Origin of the sequence: Pseudomonas sp. B5(2017) (genome assembly GCF_002112825.1) — a bacterium.
Taxonomy (GTDB): Bacteria; Pseudomonadota; Gammaproteobacteria; order Pseudomonadales; family Pseudomonadaceae; genus Aquipseudomonas; species Aquipseudomonas putida_Z.
Window position 1 is genome coordinate 19,169 of sequence record NZ_NEIR01000008.1, and the last position, 22,040, is coordinate 41,208.

At 64.3% G+C, this 22,040-nt stretch carries 18 protein-coding genes; 10 read left to right on the forward strand and 8 right to left on the reverse strand.

The features are described from left to right. Positions 1 to 139 precede the first annotated feature (139 nt). Positions 140 to 1,765 carry an ABC transporter substrate-binding protein gene (locus CAG00_RS13630; protein ID WP_025337804.1) on the reverse strand — a complete coding sequence of 542 codons (1,626 nt, stop codon included), beginning with the start codon at positions 1,763 to 1,765 and terminating at the stop codon, positions 140 to 142. A gap of 473 nt (positions 1,766 to 2,238) precedes the next feature. Further along, positions 2,239 to 2,955 carry an SIMPL domain-containing protein gene (locus CAG00_RS13635; protein ID WP_015269044.1) on the reverse strand — a complete coding sequence of 239 codons (717 nt, stop codon included), beginning with the start codon at positions 2,953 to 2,955 and terminating at the stop codon, positions 2,239 to 2,241. Between the two features lie 202 nt (positions 2,956 to 3,157). Here CAG00_RS13635 and CAG00_RS13640 point away from each other — a divergent pair, with 202 nt between their 5' ends. From CAG00_RS13640 to CAG00_RS13655, 4 genes are all read left to right on the forward strand, one after another. Next, positions 3,158 to 4,414, forward strand: coding sequence for an ATP-binding protein (locus CAG00_RS13640; protein ID WP_085664506.1), 1,257 nt, complete (start codon positions 3,158 to 3,160; stop codon positions 4,412 to 4,414). Continuing rightward, positions 4,414 to 4,974 (forward strand): response regulator transcription factor, encoded by a 561-nt coding sequence (locus tag CAG00_RS13645; protein ID WP_025337806.1) that lies wholly within the window; start codon positions 4,414 to 4,416, stop codon positions 4,972 to 4,974. Before CAG00_RS13640 ends, CAG00_RS13645 begins: the two co-directional genes overlap by 1 nt. Before the next feature lie 217 nt (positions 4,975 to 5,191). Continuing rightward, the gene (locus CAG00_RS13650; RefSeq protein ID WP_085664507.1) at positions 5,192 to 6,133 is read left to right on the forward strand and encodes an AEC family transporter; all 942 of its coding nucleotides are present in this window, start codon (positions 5,192 to 5,194) and stop codon (positions 6,131 to 6,133) included. A 56-nt stretch (positions 6,134 to 6,189) separates the two neighbouring features. Then, the gene (locus tag CAG00_RS13655; RefSeq protein WP_013971058.1) at positions 6,190 to 7,548 is read left to right on the forward strand and encodes an amino acid permease; all 1,359 of its coding nucleotides are present in this window, start codon (positions 6,190 to 6,192) and stop codon (positions 7,546 to 7,548) included. 119 nt (positions 7,549 to 7,667) lie between these two features. On the opposite strand, the gene CAG00_RS13660 is transcribed toward CAG00_RS13655, so the two are convergent. The 6 genes from CAG00_RS13660 to gatC form a co-directional block, all read right to left on the reverse strand. Next, positions 7,668 to 8,039 carry a carboxymuconolactone decarboxylase family protein gene (locus tag CAG00_RS13660; RefSeq protein ID WP_046615782.1) on the reverse strand — a complete coding sequence of 124 codons (372 nt, stop codon included), beginning with the start codon at positions 8,037 to 8,039 and terminating at the stop codon, positions 7,668 to 7,670. Between the two features lie 10 nt (positions 8,040 to 8,049). After that, on the reverse strand, positions 8,050 to 9,093 hold the full coding sequence (locus tag CAG00_RS13665; protein ID WP_085664508.1) for a calcium/sodium antiporter: 1,044 nt from the start codon (positions 9,091 to 9,093) through the stop codon (positions 8,050 to 8,052). A gap of 60 nt (positions 9,094 to 9,153) precedes the next feature. After that, entirely contained in the window at positions 9,154 to 9,534 is a 381-nt protein-coding gene (locus CAG00_RS13670; protein ID WP_025337810.1) for a septal ring lytic transglycosylase RlpA family protein, read from the reverse strand. Between the two features lie 143 nt (positions 9,535 to 9,677). Further along, a complete protein-coding gene (gene gatB, locus CAG00_RS13675) occupies positions 9,678 to 11,123 on the reverse strand; it encodes an Asp-tRNA(Asn)/Glu-tRNA(Gln) amidotransferase subunit GatB (protein WP_013971062.1) in 1,446 nt (481 codons plus the stop codon). Positions 11,124 to 11,134: 11 nt separating this feature from the next. Continuing rightward, complete coding sequence (gatA, locus tag CAG00_RS13680) at positions 11,135 to 12,586, reverse strand: Asp-tRNA(Asn)/Glu-tRNA(Gln) amidotransferase subunit GatA (RefSeq protein WP_085664509.1); 1,452 nt, start codon at positions 12,584 to 12,586, stop codon at positions 11,135 to 11,137. Positions 12,587 to 12,601: 15 nt separating this feature from the next. Beyond that, complete coding sequence (gatC, locus tag CAG00_RS13685; protein ID WP_003255165.1) at positions 12,602 to 12,889, reverse strand: Asp-tRNA(Asn)/Glu-tRNA(Gln) amidotransferase subunit GatC; 288 nt, start codon at positions 12,887 to 12,889, stop codon at positions 12,602 to 12,604. Between the two features lie 205 nt (positions 12,890 to 13,094). Between gatC and mreB the strand changes: the two genes are divergently transcribed. From mreB to CAG00_RS13715, 6 genes are all read left to right on the forward strand, one after another. Further along, complete coding sequence (gene mreB, locus CAG00_RS13690) at positions 13,095 to 14,132, forward strand: rod shape-determining protein MreB (RefSeq protein ID WP_003255163.1); 1,038 nt, start codon at positions 13,095 to 13,097, stop codon at positions 14,130 to 14,132. A gap of 225 nt (positions 14,133 to 14,357) precedes the next feature. After that, on the forward strand, positions 14,358 to 15,374 hold the full coding sequence (gene mreC, locus CAG00_RS13695) for a rod shape-determining protein MreC (RefSeq protein WP_350013044.1): 1,017 nt from the start codon (positions 14,358 to 14,360) through the stop codon (positions 15,372 to 15,374). Further along, complete coding sequence (gene mreD, locus CAG00_RS13700; RefSeq protein ID WP_015269051.1) at positions 15,374 to 15,862, forward strand: rod shape-determining protein MreD; 489 nt, start codon at positions 15,374 to 15,376, stop codon at positions 15,860 to 15,862. The genes mreC and mreD overlap by 1 nt, the downstream gene beginning before the upstream one ends. 33 nt (positions 15,863 to 15,895) lie before the next feature. After that, positions 15,896 to 16,609 (forward strand): nucleoside triphosphate pyrophosphatase, encoded by a 714-nt coding sequence (locus CAG00_RS13705; RefSeq protein ID WP_085664510.1) that lies wholly within the window; start codon positions 15,896 to 15,898, stop codon positions 16,607 to 16,609. A 54-nt stretch (positions 16,610 to 16,663) separates the two neighbouring features. Beyond that, entirely contained in the window at positions 16,664 to 18,121 is a 1,458-nt protein-coding gene (gene rng, locus CAG00_RS13710) for a ribonuclease G (RefSeq protein WP_085664511.1), read from the forward strand. A gap of 82 nt (positions 18,122 to 18,203) precedes the next feature. Beyond that, a complete protein-coding gene (locus CAG00_RS13715) occupies positions 18,204 to 22,037 on the forward strand; it encodes a YhdP family protein (protein ID WP_085664512.1) in 3,834 nt (1,277 codons plus the stop codon). Positions 22,038 to 22,040: the final 3 nt, after the last annotated feature.

Here is a 22,040-nt window from a genome sequence, read left to right on the forward strand (position 1 = left end):
CCTTTTACGTCTGTTTGCACCGCCTCGGGGTACGAATGGCGGCAACAGGTCGCCGACCCCGCTGCGGATGGCGGCGGGACGACATGAAAGGGTACGAGGATGGCGGGGCACCCGCCGCTCGGCGGGTGCCTTGGCTAGCCTATTTGTCCACGCTGACGCCGTAGAAGGAGTTCAGCGCGAACGGGCTGATCTTGAAGTCCTTCACCTTGGCGCTCATGGGCTGGTACACGGTGGAGTGGGCGATCGGGGTGATCGGCACCTGCTCCTTGAGGATGTGCTGTGCCTGCTGGTACAGCTCGGTGCGCTTGGCCTGGTCGGAGGTGGCCTTGGCCTGCTTGATCAGGTCGTCGTAGGGCTTGTAGCACCACTTGGAGAAGTTGTTGCCGCTCATGGCGTCGCAGCCGTACAGGGTGCCCAGCCAGTTGTCCGGGTCACCGTTGTCACCGCTCCAGCCGATCAGCATGGCGCCTTGTTCGCCGCCTTTGGAGCGCTTGATGTACTCGCCCCATTCATAGCTGACGATCTTCGCCTTGATGCCGACCTTGGCCCAGTCGGATTGCAGCATCTCGGCCATCAGCTTGGCATTGGGGTTGTACGGGCGTTGCACGGGCATCGCCCACAGGGTGATTTCGGTGCCTTCCTTGATGCCGGCTTCCTTGAGCAGCTGCTTGGCTTTCTCAGGGTCGAACGAGGCGTCCTTGATGCTGTCGTCATAGGACCACTGGGTCGGCGGCATGGCGTTGACCGCCAGTTGGCCGGCGCCCTGGTAGACCGACTCGATGATCTTTTTCTTGTCCACGGCCATGTCCAGCGCCTCGCGGACTTTCAGCTGGGCCAGCGGGTTGGCCTCGTTGCTGCCCTTGACCTTGTCCATCACGTTGTAGGCGATGTAGCCGAGGTTGAAGCCGGCTTGTTGCGGCATCTGCAGCTTGGGGTCCTGCTTCAGCGGCTGGATGTCGGCCGGGCGCGGGAAGAGGGTGACCTGGCACTCGTTCTTCTTCAGCTTCTGCATGCGCACCGAGGCGTCGGTGGTGATGGCGAAGATCAGGTTGTCGATCTTCACGTCATCGGGTTGCCAGTAGTCCTTGTTGCCCTTGAAGCGGATCTGCGCGTCCTTCTGGTACTTGCTGAACACGAACGGGCCGGTGCCGATCGGCTTCTGGTTGATGTCGGCGGCCTTGCCGTCCTTGAGCAGTTGGTCGGCGTATTCGGCGGACTGGATCGAGGCGAAGCTCATGGCCAGGTTCTGGATGAATGCGGCGTCGACTTCGTTGAGGGTGAACTTGACCGTGTGCTCGTCGAGCTTCTCCAGCTTGGCGATGTTCTTGTCCATGCCCATGTCGGTGAAGTATGGGAACTCGGTGGGGTAGGCCTTGCGGAACGGGTGGTTCTTGTCGAGCATGCGGTTGAAGGTGAACAGCACGTCGTCGGCGTTGAAGTTGCGGGTGGGTTTGAAATAGTCGGTGGTGTGGAACTTGACCCCTTCGCGCAGGTGGAAGGTGTAGGTCTTTCCGTCGTCGGAGACTTCCCACTTGGTCGCCAGACCCGGGATGACTGCAGTGCCGCCACGTTCGAACTGGGTCAGGCGGTTGAACACGGTCTCGGCCGAGGCGTCGAAGTCAGTCCCTGTGGTGTATTGGCCTGGGTCGAAGCCGGCCGGGCTGCCTTCGGAGCAGAACACCAGGTTGGACGCGGCGAGGGCCGACGGTGCGCCGGAGAGCAAGCCTGCGCCTAGCAGGAACGGAATGACTGCGTGTTTGAGCATGGTGGCCTCATTGTTGTCATTTTTCGATTGAGGTGGCCTCGTGAGCCGACCTGCGGATACTTATGCAGGGGCTGTTCCCAATGCAATATGCGGAGGGATAGTTGACGCCAGAAAAGTGGTACGGTCGTACATGGATGTCGCATTGATATAACTTTCGAAGAAGTTAAACGTTTGCGTAGGCAAAATGATGGCTTTTTGCGGGATATTTCGAGGCGGGGTTAGTGTAGGAAGCACCTATTTGGTGCGTAGGAAATTTCCGAAAATCCTGATTTGACAGACAACTGGACTCGCAAGCGATCCGCGTACCCTGTGGGAGCGGCTTTAGCCGCGAAGAATCCAACGCGGTGCATGGCACCGGCTGCGCCGGTGTTCGCGGCTAAAGCCGCTCCCACAGGGTCCCTGCTAATTCAATGTGTTATGTGCAGTTCCATGAGGGCGGGCAAGCCCGCTCCCACAGGTGTTTCGAGGACTCTTCAAGGCATCTGCACTTCGATCAGGCCATCGGCATTCATGCTCACTTCACTGGTCCCGGCCTCGATATCCGGCGCCGGTGCCGACTCATCAGCCCCCATGGCCTTCATCGCCATCGGTGCGCTGCGCAGGTACGGGCGTGGGTAACCGCTGCTGTTGAGGTTCAGGCTGACCACTTTGTAGCCCTTGCCGCCCAGCGCTTCGGTAGCCAGCTGGGCGCGCGCCTTGAAGGCATCCACCGCATCCTTGAGCAGTGCATCCTCGCTGGCCTTGCGCGTGGCCGGGGCGATGGAGAAGTCCATGCCACCCATCTTCAGCTCTTGCAGCAGGTCGGCGGTCAGCTGCGACAGGGCCGGGAAGTTGGCGCTTTCCAGGCGCAGCTCGGCGCGCTCGCGCCAGCCGGTGATCTTCTGGCCCTTGCTGTCATATACCGGGTAGCTGTTGCGGCTGCCCTGGCTGATCTTCACATCCTTGACCTGGCGCGACTGCTGTACGGCCTTGTTCATGGTTTCGGTGATCTGCTTGGCGAGCTTGCCCGGGTCGGTGTTCTGCGCTTCGCTGTACAGGGTAACGACCATCAGGTCACGCGCCACTTCCTTGCTGACTTCGGCACGCAGCGAGACCTGGTTGTAGCGCGGCTCATCGGCAGCCAGCGCCGGCAGGCTGGCGAGCAGGCCGCAGGACAGGATCAGGGCGGTGCCGCGACGTGGGATTTGCATGTGGTACTCCTTGGCAATATAAGGCGTGGGTTGTGGTCATCCATTCCACGCATGGCCCATCAGACCGGCAACAGTGTAGTGGGTTCAAAAGTGCCATCATCAACCTGTGACAAAGTGTGGCGCTTTGCCGCATCGCTGCAGCGAGGCGCCTGGCTTCGGTATACTCCAGCCGATTTTTCTGGAGCACTCATCAGGAGAGCTCATGCTCGCCGCCGTACAACCGTTGTCCGCTACTCGCCAGAACCTCTGGCGCCTGACCGTCATTCGGGTCCTGGTCCTGGCTGCCCAGGCCGGCTCCGTGGGCGTCGCCTACTGGACCGAACTGCTGCCCTTGCCCTGGCTGTCGCTGGCCGGCACCTTGGCCTTGTCTTCGCTGCTGTGCGCCTTCACGGCCCTGCGCCTGCGCCTGTCGTTGCCGGTCACCGAGCTGGAGTATGCCCTGCAACTGGCCTGCGACCTGCTGATCCACAGTGCCTTGCTGTATTACTCCGGCGGCTCGACCAACCCGTTCGTGTCGTATTACCTGGTGCCGCTGGCGATCGCCGCGGTGACCCTGCCGTGGGCGTATTCGCTGATTCTCTCGGGCATTGCCCTGACCGCCTACAGCCTGTTGCTGGTGCAGTTCTACCCGCTCGAAGGCCTGCCGATGGCGCGGGACAAGATGCAGGTCTATGGCATGTGGTTGAGCATTGCCCTGGCCGCCGCAGTGATCACCTTCTTTGCCGCGCGCATGGCCGAAGAGCTGCGCCGCCAGGAGCAGCTGCGTTCCGAGCGGCGTGAAGAAAGCCTGCGCGACGAGCAGCTGCTGGCCGTGGCCACCCAGGCCGCCGGTGCCGCCCATGAGCTGGGCACGCCGTTGGCGACCATGAGCGTGCTGCTGAACGAAATGCGCCAGGACCACGCCGACCCGCTGCTGCAGGAAGACCTGCAGATCCTTCAGGACCAGGTGAAGCTGTGCAAGGAAACCCTGCAACAGCTGGTACGCGCCGCCGAAGCCAACCGCCGCCTGGCCGTGGTGGAGCAGGATGTGACGGCCTGGCTGGACGAAGCGCTCAACCGTTGGCACCTGATGCGCCCGGAAGCCAGCTACCGCTTCCAGCGCCTGCGCGACGGCCAGGTGCCGCGCCTGACCCCGCCGCCGGACCTGACCCAGGCGCTGTTGAACCTGTTGAACAATGCCGCCGATGCCTGCCCCGATGACCTTGAAGTGCGCCTGGACTGGGACGCCCATGACATCGTCATCAGCATCCGTGACCATGGCCCCGGCGTGCCGCCGGCCATCGCCGAAGCCATCGGCAAACCCTTCATTACCACCAAAGGCAAAGGCTTCGGCCTGGGCCTGTTCTTGAGCAAGGCCAGCGTGACCCGTGCGGGCGGTTCGGTGAAACTCTATAGTCATGAACAGGGTGGCACCCTGACCGAACTGCGCCTGCCCTATGGCAAGCGAGGAGATGAATGATGAGCGAAGAAAACCAGGTCGAAGGCGAAGAGCTGCCGCACCTGCTGCTGGTGGATGACGATGCCACCTTCACCCGGGTCATGGCCCGTGCCATGAGCCGCCGCGGTTTCCGCGTGAGCACCGCCAGCTCTGCCGAAGAAGGGTTGATCCTGGCCCAGCAGGACCTGCCGGACTACGCCACGCTGGACCTGAAGATGGACGGCGACTCCGGGCTGGTGCTGTTGCCCAAGCTGCTGGAGCTGGACCCGGAAATGCGCGTGGTGATCCTGACCGGTTACTCGAGCATTGCCACCGCGGTGGAAGCGGTCAAGCGCGGTGCCTGCAACTACCTGTGCAAGCCGGCCGATGCCGATGATGTGCTGGCGGCGCTGCTGTCGGAGCACACCGACCTGGACACCCTGGTGCCGGAAAACCCGATGTCGGTCGACCGCCTGCAGTGGGAACACATCCAGCGGGTGCTGAACGAGCACGAAGGCAATATCTCGGCCACCGCCCGGGCGCTGGGCATGCACCGGCGGACCTTGCAGCGCAAACTGCAGAAGCGCCCGGTTCGGCGCTGATTCAGTACTGGCAGTACCGGCCTCTTCGCGGGTAAACCCGCTCCCACAGGTATTTCACAAGCCTCAAGACCTGTGCAGTACCTGTGGGAGCGGGTTTACCCGCGAAAGGGCCGTAACTGACAGAAACTTCTCTTTATCACCCCGCGATCCCCGCAAGTCCCGGCCGTTGGCGTATCATTAGCCCCCTAACGGCAACCCCCTCCAGGATCGCTTGCGCATGCTCGCCCTTCTTATCCAGACACTGAACATCACGGCCCCGGTCTTCGCCATGCTGTTCATGGGCGTGCTGCTCAAACGTATCCGCCTGATCGACGACAATTTCAACCGCGTCGCCTCGCAGCTGGTGTTCAACGTGTGCATGCCGGCGCTGCTGTTCCTCGGCATCTATCACGCCGACCTGGCCACGGCGGTCAAACCAGGGGTCCTTCTCTATTTCATCGTCGCCACCCTGGCCGGCTTCGCCATTGCCTGGGGCCTGGCCATCTGGCGCAGCCCGCTGGCCGACCGGGGCATCTATACCCAAGGCGCATTCCGCGGCAACAACGGCGTGATCGGCCTGGCCCTGGCCGCCAGTCTCTACGGCGACTACGGCATCTCCCTGGGGGCGGTGCTCGCCGGCCTGGTCATCCTCATGTACAACTCGCTGTCGGCAGTGGTGCTGGCGGTGTACAGCCCGGACCTGAAGTCCGACCCGTGGAGCATCTGCAAGAGCATCCTCAGCAACCCGCTGATCATCAGTGTGCTGGTGGCCACGCCCATGGCGTACGGCCAGGTGCCGCTGCCCAACTGGCTGCTGACCTCGGGCGACTACCTGGCGCAGATGACCCTGCCGCTGGCGCTGATCTGCATCGGTGGCACGCTGTCGCTGGCGGCACTGCGCGACAGTGGCAGGCTGGCCATCGACGCCAGCCTGGTGAAGATGGTCTGGCTACCGCTGTTCGGCACCCTCGGTGCCTGGCTATGCGGCTTCCGCGGGGCCGAGCTGGGCATCCTGTTCCTGTACATCGGCAGCCCGACCGCAGCGGCCAGCTACGTCATGGCGCGGGCGGCCAACGGCAATCATGAGCTGGCGGCGTCGATCATCGTGATTACCACGCTAATGGCGGCGATCACCACCAACATTGGTATTTTCATCTTGCAGTGGGGCGGATGGATCTAGATCCTTGACTGCAAACAACACAAAAAACACAGCCTCACTGAGCTAAAGGACACTTCATGCAAGACCAGAGCACGCCCGAGCGGTTACAGCGCGGGCTGAAGAATCGCCATATCCAGCTGATCGCGCTGGGCGGGGCCATCGGTACCGGGTTGTTCCTGGGCATCGCCCAGACCATCCAGCTGGCCGGCCCTTCCGTCCTGCTGGGCTACGCCATTGCCGGCCTGATGGCCTTCCTGATCATGCGCCAGCTCGGCGAAATGGTGGTAGAAGAGCCGGTGGCCGGCAGCTTCAGCCACTTCGCCCACCAGTACTGGAGCGAGTTTGCCGGCTTCGTCTCGGGCTGGAACTACTGGGTGGTGTACGTACTGGTCGGCATGGCCGAGCTGACAGCGGTGGGTATCTACGTGCAGTACTGGTGGCCCGGCTTCCCCACCTGGGCCACGGCGGCGATCTTCTTCGTGGTGATCAACCTGATCAACCTGACCCAGGTGAAGGTCTATGGCGAGATGGAGTTCTGGTTCGCCCTGGTCAAGGTGGTGGCCATCGTCAGCATGATCGGCTTCGGCGCCTGGCTGCTGACCAGCGGCCATGGCGGCCCGGACGCCAGCGTGGCCAACCTCTGGCAGTACGGCGGCTTCTTCCCCAACGGCGTCACCGGCCTGGTGATGGCACTGGCAGTGATCATGTTCTCGTTCGGTGGCCTGGAGCTGGTGGGCATCACCGCCGCCGAGGCCGACAACCCGCGTCAGAGCATCCCCAAGGCCACCAACCAGGTGGTGTACCGCATCCTCATCTTCTATATCGGTGCCCTGGCGGTGCTGCTGTCGCTGTACCCGTGGCAGAAGGTGGTGCAGGGTGGCAGCCCGTTCGTGATGATCTTCCACGAACTGGACAGTGATCTGGTGGCGACCATCCTCAATATCGTGGTGCTGACGGCCGCACTGTCGGTGTACAACAGCTGCGTGTACGCCAACAGCCGCATGCTGTTCGGCCTGGCCAGCCAGGGCGACGCGCCGCGTCAGTTGCTGAAGGTAAGCCGTAGCGGCGTGCCGCTGACCGCGCTGGGTGTGTCGGCTTTCGCCACCGGGCTGTGCGTGCTGATCAACTACCTGATGCCGGGTGAAGCCTTTGGTTTGCTGATGGCCCTGGCGGTGTCGGCGCTGGTGATCAACTGGGCGAGCATCAGCATCACCCACCTGAAGTTCCGCAAGGCCAAGCTGGCGGCCGGGATTACCCCGTTCTACAAAAGCTGGGGGCACCCGGTCACCAACTACCTGTGCCTGGCATTCATCGTGCTGATCCTGGTGGTGATGTACCTGACCCCGCCGATTCGCATCTCGGTGATGCTGATTCCGGGGTGGATCCTGGTGCTGTGGGTGGCCTTCAAGATGAAGAAGGCTCGCCAGGCCAGGTAGGTAACACAGTACCGGCCTCTTCGCGGGCACGCCCGCTCCCACAGGGGCTCCACAGGCACTGAAACCTGTGCAGTACCTGTGGGAGCGGGTTTACCCGCGAAGAGGCCGGCACAGGCTACCTATTGATAACTGTCGATCACTTCCTGTGCCGCACGGAACGCGTCAATCGCCGCCGGCACCCCCGCATACACCGCGCAATGCAGCAGCGCTTCGCGAATTTCCTCCACCGTACAGCCATTGTTCAACGCCCCGCGCACATGCCCCTTGAGCTCCTGCGGGCACTTTAGTGCCGTCAGCGTGGCCAGGGTAATCAGGCTGCGGGTTTTCAACGGCAGCCCGTCGCGGGCCCACACGCTGCCCCAGGCATGTTCGTTGACGAAGTCCTGCAGCGGCTGGGTAAAGTCGGTGGCATTGCCCAGGGCGCGGTCGACGAACGCATCGCCCATCACCTGGCGCCGAATCTGTTCGCCGGTTTTCTTGCTATCAGCCATGTTGTTTTCCTTAGTGTTGGCGACGCCAGGCTCGTGCGGTGGTGTACAGCAACACCATGGCGAGCACCGGCAGTACGTAGAACAGCATCAACCGCTCCAGGCGGCCGGCCAGCGGCATGCCCATGGTGAACGCCGCCACGTGCAGCCCATAGGCCAGGTACAGGCAGAGGAACACCAGGCCTTCGGCGCGGGTGATGCGGTAACCGGAATAGAACACCGGCAGGCTCAGCGCAGCAACACCCAGCATTACCGGCAGGTCGAAAGCCAAGGCGTTGGGCGAGATCGACAGCGGCTCGGGGGTGACCAGTGCGGTCAGGCCCAGCACCGCCAGCAGGTTGAACAGGTTGCTGCCTATCACCGTGCCCACGGCGATTTCCCGTTCACCGCGCAGGGCGGCGATCAGCGCAGCGGCCAGTTCCGGCAGGGAGGTACAGATGGCAACGACGGTCAGGCCGATGATGCGCTCGGACAGCCCCAGGTCGGTGGCCACCTCTACGGCAGCTTCCAGCAACAAGTGACCCGCCAGGCTCAGCAGGCCCAGGCCGGCCAGCACCTGCAGCAGCGTGCCCGACCAGAAGCGCCCGGTGCTGCTGGTGGCGGTGGCCGGAGCGGGGTAGGTGCGGGCGTAGTGGCGCGACTGGTGCCAAAGCATAGCCAGGTAGCCGACCAGCCCGGTCAGCAACAACACCCCTTCGACCCGGCCGAGGTGGCCGTTGGCGGATAACCCGTAGACCAGGCCGCTGGCGACGATCATCAGTGGAATGTCCAGGCGCACCAGTTGCCGCGACACACGCAGCGGGATGATCAGTGCGGCCAGGCCGAGAATGACTAGTACGTTGAAGATGTTGCTGCCGATCACGCTGCCCACCGCCACATCCGGCGCGCCCTGGTAGGCGGCCTGCAGGCTCACGGTCATTTGCGGGGCAGTGCTGCCGAAGGCCACCAGGCTCAGGCCGATGATCAGCGGGCGTACGTGCAGGCGCTGGGCCAGGCGCAGGGCTGCGCGTACCAGCAGTTCGGCACCGCCGACCAGCAACAGCAGGGCGATGCCCAGTTGCAGGAGGCTGGAGGTGGGAAGGGTAGCCAGGTCGAAAATGGTCGGACTCCTGTCGCGTCAGTCGCTAAGCCCTTGTACTCGCACGCGCGCGGTTCCGCTACGGATCATGCCGATTTTTTCTGCGGCGGCACGTGAAAGATCGATCAGGCGGCCGCGGGTATGTGGGCCACGGTCATTGATGCGCACCACGACGCTGCGCTGGTTGGCCAGGTTGGTAACCCGTACCCGGGTGCCGAAGGGCAGGCTGCGGTGGGCGGCGGTGAGGCCATGCTGGTTGAACGGTTCGCCGCTGGCGGTGCGTTTGCCGTGGTGGCGCGCGCCGTAATAGGAAGCGGTGCCGGTCTTGTCGTAACCGTCGGGGTCGACGTCGATGTCCTGGCTGGCGCAGCCGGCCAGCAGGGAGAAGAGGGCGAGGGTGCTCAGGGATCGCTTTAGCAATTCGAATGCTCCGGTGCGGCCATTCGCGGCTAAAGCCGCTCCCACAGGTACGGCGCTGCACTGGCGAGCGGTGCTGTACCTGTGGGAGCGGCTTTAGCCGCGAACGAGGGCGAAGCCCTCGCAGGACTACAGGGGTAAAACAATCACCCTTCGAGCTTGGCCTTGAGCAATTGGTTCACTTGCCCCGGGTTGGCCTTGCCTTTGGAGGCTTTCATCGCCTGGCCGACGAAGAAGCCGAACATCTTGCCACGCTTGGCCTCGTCGGCTGCGCGGTACTGTTCGACCTGCTCGGCGTTGGCCGCCAGCACTTCGTCGAGCATCTTGTCGATCGCACCGGTATCGGTGACCTGCTTCAGGCCTTTGCTTTCGATGATGCTGTCGGCATCGCCTTCACCAGCGGCCATGGCCTCGAACACAGTCTTGGCGATCTTGCCGCTGATGGTGTTGTCGCGGATACGCAGCAGCATGCCGCCCAGCTGTGCGGCGCTGACCGGCGCCTGGTCGATCTCGATGCCCAGCTTGTTCAGCAGGCTGCCCAGCTCGACCATGACCCAGTTGGCTGCCAGCTTGGCATCGCCACCGATCTTCACCACTTCCTCGAAGTAGTCCGCCTGTTCGCGGCTGGATGCCAGCACGTTGGCGTCGTAGGCCGACAGGCCGTACTGGTTCTGGAAGCGCTCGACCTTCTGCGTCGGCAGTTCCGGCAAGCCGGCGCGGACGGTTTCGAGGAAGCTGTCCTCGATCACCACCGGCAGCAGGTCCGGGTCGGGGAAGTAACGGTAGTCGTTGGCTTCCTCCTTGCTGCGCATGGAGCGGGTCTCGTCCTTGTTCGGGTCGTACAGGCGAGTTTCCTGTACCACCTTGCCGCCGTCCTCGATCAGGTCGATCTGGCGCTGGATCTCGCTGTTGATCGCGCGCTCGATGAAGCGGAACGAGTTGACGTTCTTGATCTCGCAGCGGGTGCCGAACTCGGCCTGGCCTTTCGGGCGGATCGACACGTTGCAGTCGCAACGCAGCGAGCCTTCAGCCATGTTGCCGTCGCAGATGCCCAGGTAACGCACCAGCGCGTGGATCGCCTTGACGTAGGCCACGGCTTCCTTGGCGCTGCGCATGTCAGGCTCGGAGACAATTTCCAGCAGCGGGGTGCCGGCACGGTTCAGGTCGATGCCGGTGGAGCCGCTGAAGTCTTCGTGCAGGCTCTTGCCGGCGTCTTCTTCCAGGTGCGCACGGGTTACCCCGATGCGCTTGATGGTGCCGTCTTCCAGGGCGATGTCCAGGTGGCCCTTGCCGACGATCGGCAGGTCCATCTGGCTGATCTGGTAGCCCTTGGGCAGGTCCGGGTAGAAGTAGTTCTTGCGCGCGAACACGTTGCGCTTGCCGATCTCGGCATCGATGGCCAGGCCGAACATGCACGCCATGCGCACGGCTTCCTGGTTCAGCACCGGCAGTACGCCAGGCATGCCCAGGTCAACCAGGCTGGCCTGGGTGTTCGGCTCGGAACCGAAGGTGGTGGCGCTGCCGGAGAAGATCTTCGACTGGGTGGCGAGCTGAGTGTGGATTTCCAGCCCGATCACAACTTCCCATTGCATGTGTGAATTCCTCAGAAGCCGTTGGGGGCGCGGGTGTGCCAGTCGGTCACTTGCTGGTAGCGGTGCGCGACGTTGAGCAGGCGGCCTTCCTGGAAGTATGGCGCCAGCAGCTGCACGCCGACCGGCAGGCCATCGACGAAGCCGGCCGGCATCGACAGGCCCGGCAGGCCCGCCAGGTTGGCGGTGATGGTGTAGACGTCTTCCAGATAGGCGGCGACCGGGTCGCTGCTCTTGGCGCCGAGCTTCCAGGCCGGGTTCGGCGTGGTCGGGCCGAGGATCAGGTCGACGTCGTTGAAGGCAGCCATGAAATCGTTCTTGATCAGGCGGCGGATCTGCTGCGCCTTCACGTAGTAGGCGTCGTAGTAGCCGGCCGACAGGGCGTAGGTGCCGACCATGATGCGGCGCTGCACTTCGACACCGAAGCCTTCGCCACGCGAACGCTTGTACAGGTCGGTGAGGTCTTTCGGGCTTTCGCAGCGGTAGCCGAAGCGCACGCCGTCGAAGCGCGACAGGTTGGACGAGGCTTCAGCGGGGGCGATCACGTAGTAGGCCGGGATGGCGTGCTGCATGTTCGGCAGGCTGATTTCCTTGACCACCGCGCCGAGCTTTTCCAGCTCCTTGACGCTGGCCTGGACCAGGTCGGCGATGCGTGGGTCGAGGCCGGCACCGAAGTACTCCTTCGGCAGGCCGATGCGCAGGCCCTGCAGCGAAGCATTCAGGTTGGCGCTGTAGTCCGGCACCGGCTCTTCGATGCTGGTGGAGTCCTTGGCGTCGAAACCGGCCATGCCTTGCAGCAGCAGGGCGCAGTCTTCGGCGGTACGGGCCAGCGGGCCACCCTGGTCGAGGCTGGAGGCGTAGGCAATCATGCCCCAGCGCGACACGCGGCCATAGGTCGGCTTGAGGCCGGTGAGGTTGGTCAGTGCCGCCGGTTGGCGGATCGAGCCGCCGGTGTCGGTGCCGGTGGTGGCTGGCAGCAGGCGCGCAGCCACTGCCGCGGCCGAACCGCCCGACGAGCCGCCCGGGACGTGCTCGAGGTTCCATGGGTTCTTCACCGCGCCGTAGTGGCTGGATTCGTTGGCCGAACCCATGGCGAATTCGTCCATGTTGGTCTTGCCCAGGGTGACCATGCCGGCTTCGGCCAGCTTGGCAACCACGGTGGCATCATACGGCGCCTTGAAGTTGTCGAGCATCTTCGAGCCGCAGCTGGTGCGTACGCCGTTGGTGCAGAACAGGTCCTTGTGGGCGATCGGGGCACCCAGCAGCGCGCCGGTTTCGCCGGCGGCGCGACGGGCGTCGGCGGCACGCGCCTGGCCCAGGGCCAGGTCTTCGGTGACGCTGATGAAGCTGTTGATCTGCGGGTCGAGCTGCTTGATGCGCGCCAGCAGGGCGCCGGTCAGCTCTTCGGAGGAAAACGACTTGTCGGCGAGTCCGCGGGCGATCTCGGCCAGGGTCAATTGATGCATGGCAGGCTCTATCCCTTACTCGATGACTTTGGGAACCAGGTACAGACCGCTTTCGGTCGACGGCGCGATGGCCTGGTAGGCGTCGCGCTGGTTGCTTTCGGTGACCTGGTCGGGACGCAGGCGCTGGCTGGCCTCCAGGGGGTGGGCCAGTGGCTCGATGCCGGTAGTGTCGACCGCTTGCATCTGGTCGACCAGCCCGAGAATGCTGTTCAGTGCGTCAGTAATGCGTGGCAGTTCGCCATCATTCAGGCCCAGACGGGCCAGATGGGCGATCTTTTCCACGTCGCAGCGTTCAAGCGCCATGGGGATCTCCAGGGGAAACAAAGACCGGAATTTGGGTCCGCAGTGAGGAACATGTCAGCTTTCTGGCGGTCTAACGGCCGCGAAATTCTGCTGGCGTGCTCGGAAAAACAGCCAATTTAACATATTGGCTCCTTGCCCAAAATCCCTGCCATTGTTAGAGTTTGCCGCACTTTTTTACCCACGCTTTCCCCAGGGTCACTTTCCCATGTTCAAGAAACTGCGTGGCATGTTTTCCAGCGATCTGTCCATCGACCTGGGTACTGCCAACACCCTTATTTACGTGCGTGAGCGCGGTATCGTCCTGAATGAGCCCTCGGTTGTTGCCATCCGTACCCATGGCAACCAGAAAAGCGTCGTCGCCGTCGGTACCGAAGCCAAGCGCATGCTGGGCCGTACGCCTGGCAACATTGCTGCCATTCGTCCGATGAAGGACGGCGTCATCGCCGACTTCAGCGTCTGCGAAAAAATGTTGCAATATTTTATCAACAAGGTTCACGAGAACAGCTTCCTGCAGCCGAGCCCGCGTGTGCTGATCTGCGTGCCGTGCAAGTCGACCCAGGTAGAGCGCCGCGCCATTCGCGAATCGGCGCTGGGTGCCGGTGCCCGTGAAGTGTTCCTGATCGAAGAGCCGATGGCCGCCGCCATCGGTGCCGGCCTGCCGGTCGAAGAAGCCCGCGGTTCGATGGTCGTCGATATCGGTGGTGGTACCACTGAAATCGCGCTCATCTCCCTGAACGGCGTGGTCTATGCCGAATCCGTCCGCGTTGGCGGCGACCGCTTCGATGAAGCCATCGTCACCTACGTGCGCCGCAACTACGGCAGCCTGATCGGCGAGTCCACCGCCGAGCGCATCAAGCAGGAAATCGGTACCGCCTACCCGGGCGGCGAAGTACGCGAAGTCGACGTGCGCGGCCGCAACCTGGCCGAGGGCGTACCGCGTGCCTTCACCCTGAACTCCAACGAAGTGCTCGAAGCGCTGCAGGAATCCCTGGCGACCATCGTCCAGGCGGTCAAGAGTGCCCTGGAGCAATCGCCGCCTGAGCTGGCCTCGGACATCGCCGAGCGTGGCCTGGTGCTGACCGGTGGTGGCGCACTGCTGCGTGACCTGGACAAGCTGCTGGCCCAGGAAACCGGCCTGCCGGTGATCGTCGCCGAAGACCCGCTGACCTGTGTCGCCCGTGGCGGTGGTCGCGCCTTGGAGATGATGGACAAGCACGCGATGGACCTGCTCTCCAGCGAGTGATTCCGCTCGCTGTTCACGAGCCCCGGTTTACAGGTAGTACGCACAGTGCTACCTGTATGTGCTGGGCTGGCGCCCGTTCGGGGCGCCGTATCCGTCAACCCGCAACCAGGCTGGTGCGTTGTCCCATGTCCAATGACCTCCTGAGTCGTCCACGAGGAACGGCCCATTAAACCGCTTTTCTCCAAGGGCCCTTCGCTGGGCGTTCGCCTGCTCGTCCTGGTGGTGATGTCGGTCGCGTTGATGGTTGTCGACGCGCGCTTCGACGTGCTCAAACCAGTGCGCAGCCAGATGGGCCTGGTACTCATGGAGTCGTACTGGATCACCGACCTGCCGCAGCGTGCGTGGCAAGGTGTGGCCGGCCAGTTCGGCAGCCGCACCGAACTGATCGCCGAGAACGAAAAGCTCAAGACCGAAGCCCTGCTGCTGCAGGGGCGCCTGCAGAAGCTGGCGGCCCTGACCGAGCAGAACGTGCGCCTGCGCGAGTTGCTCAACTCCTCGGCGCTGGTCAACGAAAAGGTCGAGGTGGCCGAGCTGATCGGTGTCGACCCCAACCCGTTCACCCACCGCATCCTGATCAACAAGGGCGAGCGTGATGGCGTGTTCCTGGGCCAGCCGGTGCTCGATGCCCGTGGCCTGATGGGCCAGGTGGTCGAGCTGATGCCCTACACCTCGCGGGTACTGTTGCTGACCGATACCACCCATAGCATCCCGGTGCAGGTCAACCGCAACGGCCTGCGCGCCATCGCCAGCGGCACCGGCAACCCGGAGCGCCTGGAGCTGCGCCATGTGGCCGATACCGCCGACATCAAGGAAGGCGACCTGCTGGTCAGTTCCGGCATGGGGCAACGGTTCCCGGCCGGCTACCCGGTGGCCACGGTCAACGAAGTGATCCACGATTCCGGCCAGCCGTTCGCCATCGTTCGTGCCATCCCCACCGCCGCGCTCAACCGTAGCCGCTACATGCTGCTGGTGTTCAGCGACCGGCGCAGCCCGGAACAGCGCGCCACCGATGCCGCCATTGCCCAGGAAGAGGCTGACCGCAAGGGCACCTCGACCGCAGGCCAGCCGGCCACGACGGGCGAGCAGGGCGCACCAGCTGGCAGCGCCCCTGCCACGCCGGCCACACCAGCGGCCACACCAGCGACCCCGGCAGCCCCGGCTGCGCAGCCTGCAGCTCCGGCGGCCGCACCTGCCACGCCGGCTGCCGCGCCTGCCGCACCCGCTCACACCCGGAGGCAATGATGGCTGCATCACGCCGCAACAACGGCTGGGTCATCTGGCTGACTTTCGCCATCGGCCTGCTGCTCAGCGTCTCGCCCATGCCGCAGTTCATGGAAGTGTTCCGGCCCATGTGGCTGGCCTTGCTGGTGTCGTTCTGGACCCTCGCCGTACCGAACAAGGTCGGCATGACCACCGCGTTCGTGCTGGGCCTGGCCGAGGATGTGCTGTACGGCACCCTGCTGGGGCAGAACGCGCTGATCCTTACCCTCATCACCTTCCTGGTGCTGTCGTTGCAGCAGCGCCTGCGTATGTTCCCCATGTGGCAGCAGAGCCTGGTGATCCTGGTGATCTTCGGTATTGCCCAGCTGATCCAGCTGTGGCTCAGCGCGCTGACCGGCAACCGCCTGCCCACCCTGGCGTTGGTCTGGTCGGCGGTGATCAGTGCCTTGCTCTGGCCGTGGATCAGCTTCGCCCTGCGCGACCTGCGCCGACGCTTGCATATCAACTGACGGCGCCGCCGCGACTGACAGGGAGATGTCTGCATGACCCCGCTATACCTGGCCTCCGGCTCGCCCCGTCGTCGTGAACTGCTGACCCAGATCGGTGTACCGTTCAGCGTCGTCAGTGCCCCCATCGATGAAACCCCATTGCCTGATGAAAGCGCCCCGGCCTACGTCGAGCGCCTGGCCCGGGCCAAGGCTGCCGCCGGCCTGGCCAGCCTGGAACATCCAGTGCAGGCCATTCGCGGGCATGCCCGCTCTCACGAGGGCAGCGCCGTCCCTGTGGGAGCGGGCGCGCCCGCGAATAGCCACACCGCGGCCCTGGAAAATCGTGCTGTGGTGCTGGGTGCAGACACTGCCGTGGTGCTCGATGGTCGTATTCTCGGCAAACCGGAAACCCGCGAAGATGCCCTGGCCATGCTGGCCGACCTTTCGGGCCGCGAGCACCAGGTTTTGACCGCGGTCGCCCTGAGCGATGGCCAGCGCGTGCACAGCCTGTGCGTCACCAGCAAGGTGCGCTTCCGTGCGATCAGCGCCGAGGAAGCGCAACGCTACTGGGCCAGCGGCGAGCCCGCGGACAAGGCCGGCGGCTATGCCATCCAGGGCTTGGGCGCGGTGTTCGTCACCGGCCTTTCCGGCAGCTACTCGGCGGTGGTCGGCTTGCCCCTCAGTGAAACGGCCGAACTGCTCGGCCAATTCGGCATTGCCTGCTGGCAATCGCCCGCGCATACGCCAGAGGTAACAAACCAGCGGTAGCCAGCACTGCATACGCCATCCATCATTATCCAAGACCTTTGACGAGAGCCTGCCATGAGTGAAGAGATCCTGATCAACATCACCCCGATGGAGTCGCGCGTGGCGGTGGTGGAAAACGGGGTGCTGCAGGAAGTGCATGTCGAGCGCACCCAGCGCCGGGGCATCGTCGGCAATATCTACAAAGGCAAGGTGGTGCGTGTGCTGCCGGGCATGCAGGCGGCCTTTGTCGACATCGGCCTGGAGCGCGCGGCATTCATCCATGCCTCGGAAATATCCCAGCGCGAAGGCTCGGCGGTAGAGAACATCACCGCCCTGGTGCACGAGGGCCAGGCCCTGGTGGTGCAGGTGACCAAGGACCCGATCGGCACCAAGGGCGCGCGCCTGACCACCCAGCTGTCGATCCCGTCGCGCTACCTGGTGTACATGCCGCGCAGCAGCCATGTCGGCATTTCCCTGAAGATCGAAGACGAAGCCGAGCGCGAGCGCCTCAAGCAGGTGGTCAGCGACTGCATGGAAAGCGAGAACATCAAGGACGCCGGTGGCTTCATCCTGCGTACCGCCGCCGAAGGCGCACGCGCTGAAGAGATCCTGCAGGACATTCGCTACCTGCGCCGCCTGTGGGAGCAGATCGGCACCCAGGTCAAGACTTGCGGTGCGCCCACGGTCATCTACGAGGACCTGGGCCTGGCCCTGCGTACCTTGCGCGACCTGGTCAACCCGAAGATCGAGAAGATCCGCATCGACTCGCGGGAAACCTTCCAGAAGACCACGCAGTTCGTTGGCGAGCTGATGCCGGAAATCGCCGACCGCCTCGAGCACTACCCGGGCGAACGGCCGATCTTCGACCTGTACGGCGTCGAGGACGAGATCCAGCGTGCGCTGGAGCGCAAGGTACCGCTGAAGTCCGGTGGCTACCTGGTGGTCGACCCCGCTGAAGCGATGACCACCATCGATGTGAACACCGGCGCCTTCGTCGGCCATCGCAACCTTGAAGAGACCATCTTCAAGACCAACCTCGAGGCCGCCACCGCCATCGCCCGGCAACTGCGCCTGCGCAACATCGGTGGCATCATCATCATCGACTTCATCGACATGGAAGACGAGGAGCACCAGCGCCAGGTGCTGCGCACCCTGGAAAAGCAGCTGGAGCGCGATCACGCCAAGACCAACATCATCGGCATCACCGAGCTGGGCCTGGTGCAGATGACCCGCAAGCGCACACGGGAAAGCCTGGAACAGGTGCTGTGCGAGCCCTGCCTGGCCTGTCAGGGCCGTGGCAAGCTGAAAACCCCCGAGACCATCTGTTACGAAATCTTCCGCGAGATCCTGCGCGAGGCCCGTGCCTACCAGGCCGAAGGCTACCGCGTGCTGGCCAACCAGAAGGTGGTCGACCGGTTGCTGGATGAAGAGTCCGGTAACGTCGCGGAACTGGAGGCCTTCATCGGCCGAACCATTCGTTTCCAGGTGGAGTCGATGTATTCGCAGGAACAATACGATGTGGTGCTGCTCTGAGGCCTTCTGAAACGCGCCGCGGGTGGCCCGGGCTGGCAAAACCGGGACGACGGGCCATCATGGATAAACGACTTGGAGGGCCATGGCCATGGGACGTCTGACCCGCGTTCTTGTCGCCTTGACCCGCTGGGGGCTGGGCGTTTGCGCCCTGCTGGCGGTACTGGTGGCGCTGTATGTCAGCCTCGGCCGCGAACTGGTGCCGTTGGTGGCCGAGTACCGCGCCGATTTGGAAAGCAAAGCCGAACAGGCTTTGGGCCTGCCCGTGCACGTCGGTGCCCTGGAAGGCCGCTGGAGCGGCCTGGCACCGGTGCTGCGGGTGCGCGACTTGCAACTGGGCGAGGGGGCCACGGCCCTGCGCCTGGACGACGTCAAGGTGGTACCCGATGTCTGGGCCAGCCTCACTGCCCGCGAGGTACGCCTGGCACGCATTCAGTTGGGCGGCCTGCAACTGATCCTGCGTGAGAACGAGCAGGGCGCCTGGAGCCTCGAAGGCCTGCCGAAGAAGGACGATGCGCCGCTCGACCCCGCCGAGTTGTTGCAGCGCCTGCGCCAGTTGGGCCGCATCGATGTGTTCGACAGCCAGGTCACCCTGCACCCCTGGCAGCGCGACCCGTTGACCCTGACTTATGTGAGCGTCGGCCTGCAGGCCGGGGCTTCGCGCCATGCCCTGGACCTGCGCGCGACCCTGCCCGATGGCCAGCCCCTGTCGCTGAACCTGCGCAGTCGTGCCTCGGCCAACGCCTGGCGCGACGGCCAGGTCGAAGCCTACTTGAGCCTGCCACAGAGTGACTGGGCGCGTTGGCTGCCGCCACGCCTGCTGGGCCAGTGGCATGCCGACGCCTTGCGGGCGGGCGGCGAGTTCTGGGTCGACTGGCGCAAGGGGCAGTTGCAGCAGGCCGTTGTACGCCTCAATGCACCGGAGCTGCAGGGCGCCTATGCCGGGCGCAAGGCGGCCAAACTGAACAACCTGGCCCTGGGCGCCTGGTTCCAGCGCCGGGAGCAAGGCTTCGATGTGGTGGTCGACTCCCTGGCCATGGATGTCGGCAAGACCCGTTGGGAGTCGCACCTGCAATTGCAGCAGCGTCCAGGCGAGGACGCTGCCGCGGAAAGCTGGCAAGTGCAGGCCGACCGCCTCGACCTCACGCCGCTGACCCCGCTGATCGATGCCCTGGCGCCGCTGCCGGACAAGGTCATGGCCGTGGTCGATGGCCTGAAGGTAACCGGCGCTCTGCGCAATGTGCGCCTGGAGGCCCGGCCCAAGGCCGAGGGTGACCAGCGCCTGCAGTTCGAAGCCAACCTGGAGAAGGTCGGTTTCGATGCCTATCACAATGCGCCGGCAGCCGGTAACGTCAGCGGCAGCATCAGCGGTGACCTTGGCCATGGCGAACTGCGCCTTGATACCGATGCGTTCATGCTGCACCTGTACCCGATCTTCGCCAAACCCTGGCACTACCAGAAGGCCAATGCGCGCCTGACCTGGGCCTTGGACAAGGAAGGTTTCACCCTGGTCGCGCCTTACCTCAAGGTGCTCGGCGAGGAGGGCAAGATCGCCGGTGACTTCCTCATTCGCCTGTTGTTCGAAGAGGGCCGCGAGGACTACATGGACCTGCGCGTCGGCCTGACCGAAGGCGATGGCCGCTACACCGCCAAGTACCTGCCCGAGGTGCTCAGCCCCGCCCTCGACGAATGGCTGCGCAGTGCGATCGTCAAAGGCACGGTGGACGAAGGCTACTTCCAGTACCAGGGCTCGCTGAACCATGGCGTCGCGCCGGAAGCCCGCAGCATCAGCCTGTTCTTCAAGGTGCGTGATGCGGCCCTGGACTTCCAGCCGGGCTGGCCGCAGGTGCAGCACGTGGATGGCGATGTGTTCATCGAGGACAGCGGTGTGCGCATCAAGGCCCAGCGTGGCGTGCTGCTCGACACCAAGGTCAGTGATGTGAGCGTCGATATCCCGCATGTCGACCAGGGCCAGCAAAGCCACCTGTATCTCGATGGCGACTTCGACGGCAGCCTGGGCGATGGCCTGAAGATCCTCAAGGAAGCGCCAATCGGCACTGGCGAGATTTTCGCCGGCTGGGAGGGCGAGGGGCCGCTCAAGGGCAAGGTCAAGCTCGACATTCCGCTGGCCCGCGGGCAGCGGCCGAAAGTGCAGGTGGACTTTGCCACCGACGATGCGCGGTTGAAGGTGGCGCCGCCGAGCCTGGAGTTGAGCCGCCTGAAGGGTGACTTCAGTTTTGATTTGGACAAGGGCCTGAGCGGCAAGGGCATCAGCCTGCAGGCCTTCGGCAAGCCGGTGACGGCGCAAATCACCGCCGAAGGCCAGCCCGGGCAGATGCAGACACGCGTCAACGCCAGCGGCCAGGTATCGCTCAAGGCACTGACCGACTGGCTGCAGTTCAACCAGGCCTTGCCGGCTTCCGGCGACCTGCCGTACCAGTTGCAGGTCAGCCTCGGTAGCCGAGACAACCGCCTGAGCGTCAATTCCAGCCTCAAGGGCCTGGCCATCGACCTGCCAGCCCCGTTCGGCAAGGCAGCGTCCGATACCCGTGACACCCGTTTCAGCATGACCCTGCAGGGGCCGGAGCGGCGCTTCGATGTCGCCTACACCGACCTTGCCCGCTTTGCCTACGCCGCGCCGGCCGAGAAGCTGGGGCAGGGCCGTGGCGAGTTGCTGCTGGGCGCCGGTGACGCCCAGGTACCTGCCGGCCAGGGCCTGCGAGTGCGCGGGCGCCTGGAGGCGCTGGACCTGGGGCCTTGGCAGGAACAGGCGGCGCGCCTGGCCGGTAACGACCCGGGCGGTAGCGCGCGGCAGAACCTGCAAGGCGTCGACCTGAGCATCGGCCAGCTGAAAGCCTTTGGCCTGGACCTGAACCAGGCCGTGGTGCGCCTGGCCCGTGGTGGCCCCGCCTGGGATTTGCGCCTCGACAGCAAGGAAGTCATCGGCAACGCCCGGGTGCCGGATGCCAAGGGTGCGCCCATGGTCGTGCGCATGCAGACCTTGCGCCTGCCCGCCGCCAGCGCTGCTGAAAAGCAGGCCGAGGCACAGGCCGAGGAGGGCCCGGACCCGCTGGCCTCGTTCGACCCGCGCAAGGTGCCGGCGCTGGACCTGAGCATCGACAAGCTCTATCGCGGTGACGACCTGTTCGGCAGTGCGTCGCTCAAGCTGCGGCCGACCGCGCGTGGCGTGACCGCCAGCGACATCGACCTCGACTTCAAAGGCCTGCGTATCGATGGTGGCGGCGGCTGGGAAGGCGAACCGGGCGGCACCAGCAGCTGGTACAAAGGGCGCCTGGACGGCAAGAACCTGGCGGATGTGCTCAAGGCCTGGGGCTTTGCCCCGACCGTGACCAGCCGCGACTTCCGCCTGGATGTGGATGGCCGCTGGCCGGGTTCGCCGGCCTCGGTGAGCCTCAAGCGCTTCTCTGGCAGCATGGACGCAGCGCTGCGCACCGGACAGTTCGTCGAGGTCGAAGGCAGTGCCCAGGCGCTGCGGGTGTTCGGCCTGTTGAACTTCAACTCCATCGGCCGGCGCTTGCGCCTGGACTTCTCCGACCTGTTCGACAAGGGCCTGGCCTACGACCGGGTCAAAGGCTTGCTGGTGGCCAGTAACGGTGTCTATGTGACCCGCGAGCCAATCGCCGTGACTGGCCCGTCGAGCAACTTCGAGCTGGACGGTACCCTGGACCTGGTACGCGACCGGGTCGATGCCAACCTGCAGGTGAGCCTGCCAGTGACCAACAACCTGCCGCTGGCGGCCTTGATTGTCGGCGCGCCGGCCGTGGGCGGGGCGCTGTTCCTGGTCGACCGGCTGATCGGCGACCGCGTGTCGCGCTTTGCCAGCGTGCACTACCGTGTCGAAGGTCCGGTGAAAGAGCCTAGAATCACATTTGTGAAACCTTTCGAGAAATCCCGCTAGGAG

What these genes read in the sequence shown, in the direction of transcription:
- CAG00_RS13630 (WP_025337804.1), bottom strand. Translation starts at nt 1,765, where the DNA reads ATGCTCAAACACGCAGTCATTCCGTTCCTGCTAGGCGCAGGCTTGCTC.
- CAG00_RS13635 (WP_015269044.1), bottom strand. Translation starts at nt 2,955, where the DNA reads ATGCAAATCCCACGTCGCGGCACCGCCCTGATCCTGTCCTGCGGCCTG.
- CAG00_RS13640 (WP_085664506.1), top strand. Translation starts at nt 3,158, where the DNA reads ATGCTCGCCGCCGTACAACCGTTGTCCGCTACTCGCCAGAACCTCTGG.
- CAG00_RS13645 (WP_025337806.1), top strand. Translation starts at nt 4,414, where the DNA reads ATGAGCGAAGAAAACCAGGTCGAAGGCGAAGAGCTGCCGCACCTGCTG.
- CAG00_RS13650 (WP_085664507.1), top strand. Translation starts at nt 5,192, where the DNA reads ATGCTCGCCCTTCTTATCCAGACACTGAACATCACGGCCCCGGTCTTC.
- CAG00_RS13655 (WP_013971058.1), top strand. Translation starts at nt 6,190, where the DNA reads ATGCAAGACCAGAGCACGCCCGAGCGGTTACAGCGCGGGCTGAAGAAT.
- CAG00_RS13660 (WP_046615782.1), bottom strand. Translation starts at nt 8,039, where the DNA reads ATGGCTGATAGCAAGAAAACCGGCGAACAGATTCGGCGCCAGGTGATG.
- gatB (WP_013971062.1), bottom strand. Translation starts at nt 11,123, where the DNA reads ATGCAATGGGAAGTTGTGATCGGGCTGGAAATCCACACTCAGCTCGCC.
- gatA (WP_085664509.1), bottom strand. Translation starts at nt 12,586, where the DNA reads ATGCATCAATTGACCCTGGCCGAGATCGCCCGCGGACTCGCCGACAAG.
- gatC (WP_003255165.1), bottom strand. Translation starts at nt 12,889, where the DNA reads ATGGCGCTTGAACGCTGCGACGTGGAAAAGATCGCCCATCTGGCCCGT.
- mreB (WP_003255163.1), top strand. Translation starts at nt 13,095, where the DNA reads ATGTTCAAGAAACTGCGTGGCATGTTTTCCAGCGATCTGTCCATCGAC.
- mreC (WP_350013044.1), top strand. Translation starts at nt 14,358, where the DNA reads ATGTCGGTCGCGTTGATGGTTGTCGACGCGCGCTTCGACGTGCTCAAA.
- mreD (WP_015269051.1), top strand. Translation starts at nt 15,374, where the DNA reads ATGGCTGCATCACGCCGCAACAACGGCTGGGTCATCTGGCTGACTTTC.
- CAG00_RS13705 (WP_085664510.1), top strand. Translation starts at nt 15,896, where the DNA reads ATGACCCCGCTATACCTGGCCTCCGGCTCGCCCCGTCGTCGTGAACTG.
- rng (WP_085664511.1), top strand. Translation starts at nt 16,664, where the DNA reads ATGAGTGAAGAGATCCTGATCAACATCACCCCGATGGAGTCGCGCGTG.
- CAG00_RS13715 (WP_085664512.1), top strand. Translation starts at nt 18,204, where the DNA reads ATGGCCATGGGACGTCTGACCCGCGTTCTTGTCGCCTTGACCCGCTGG.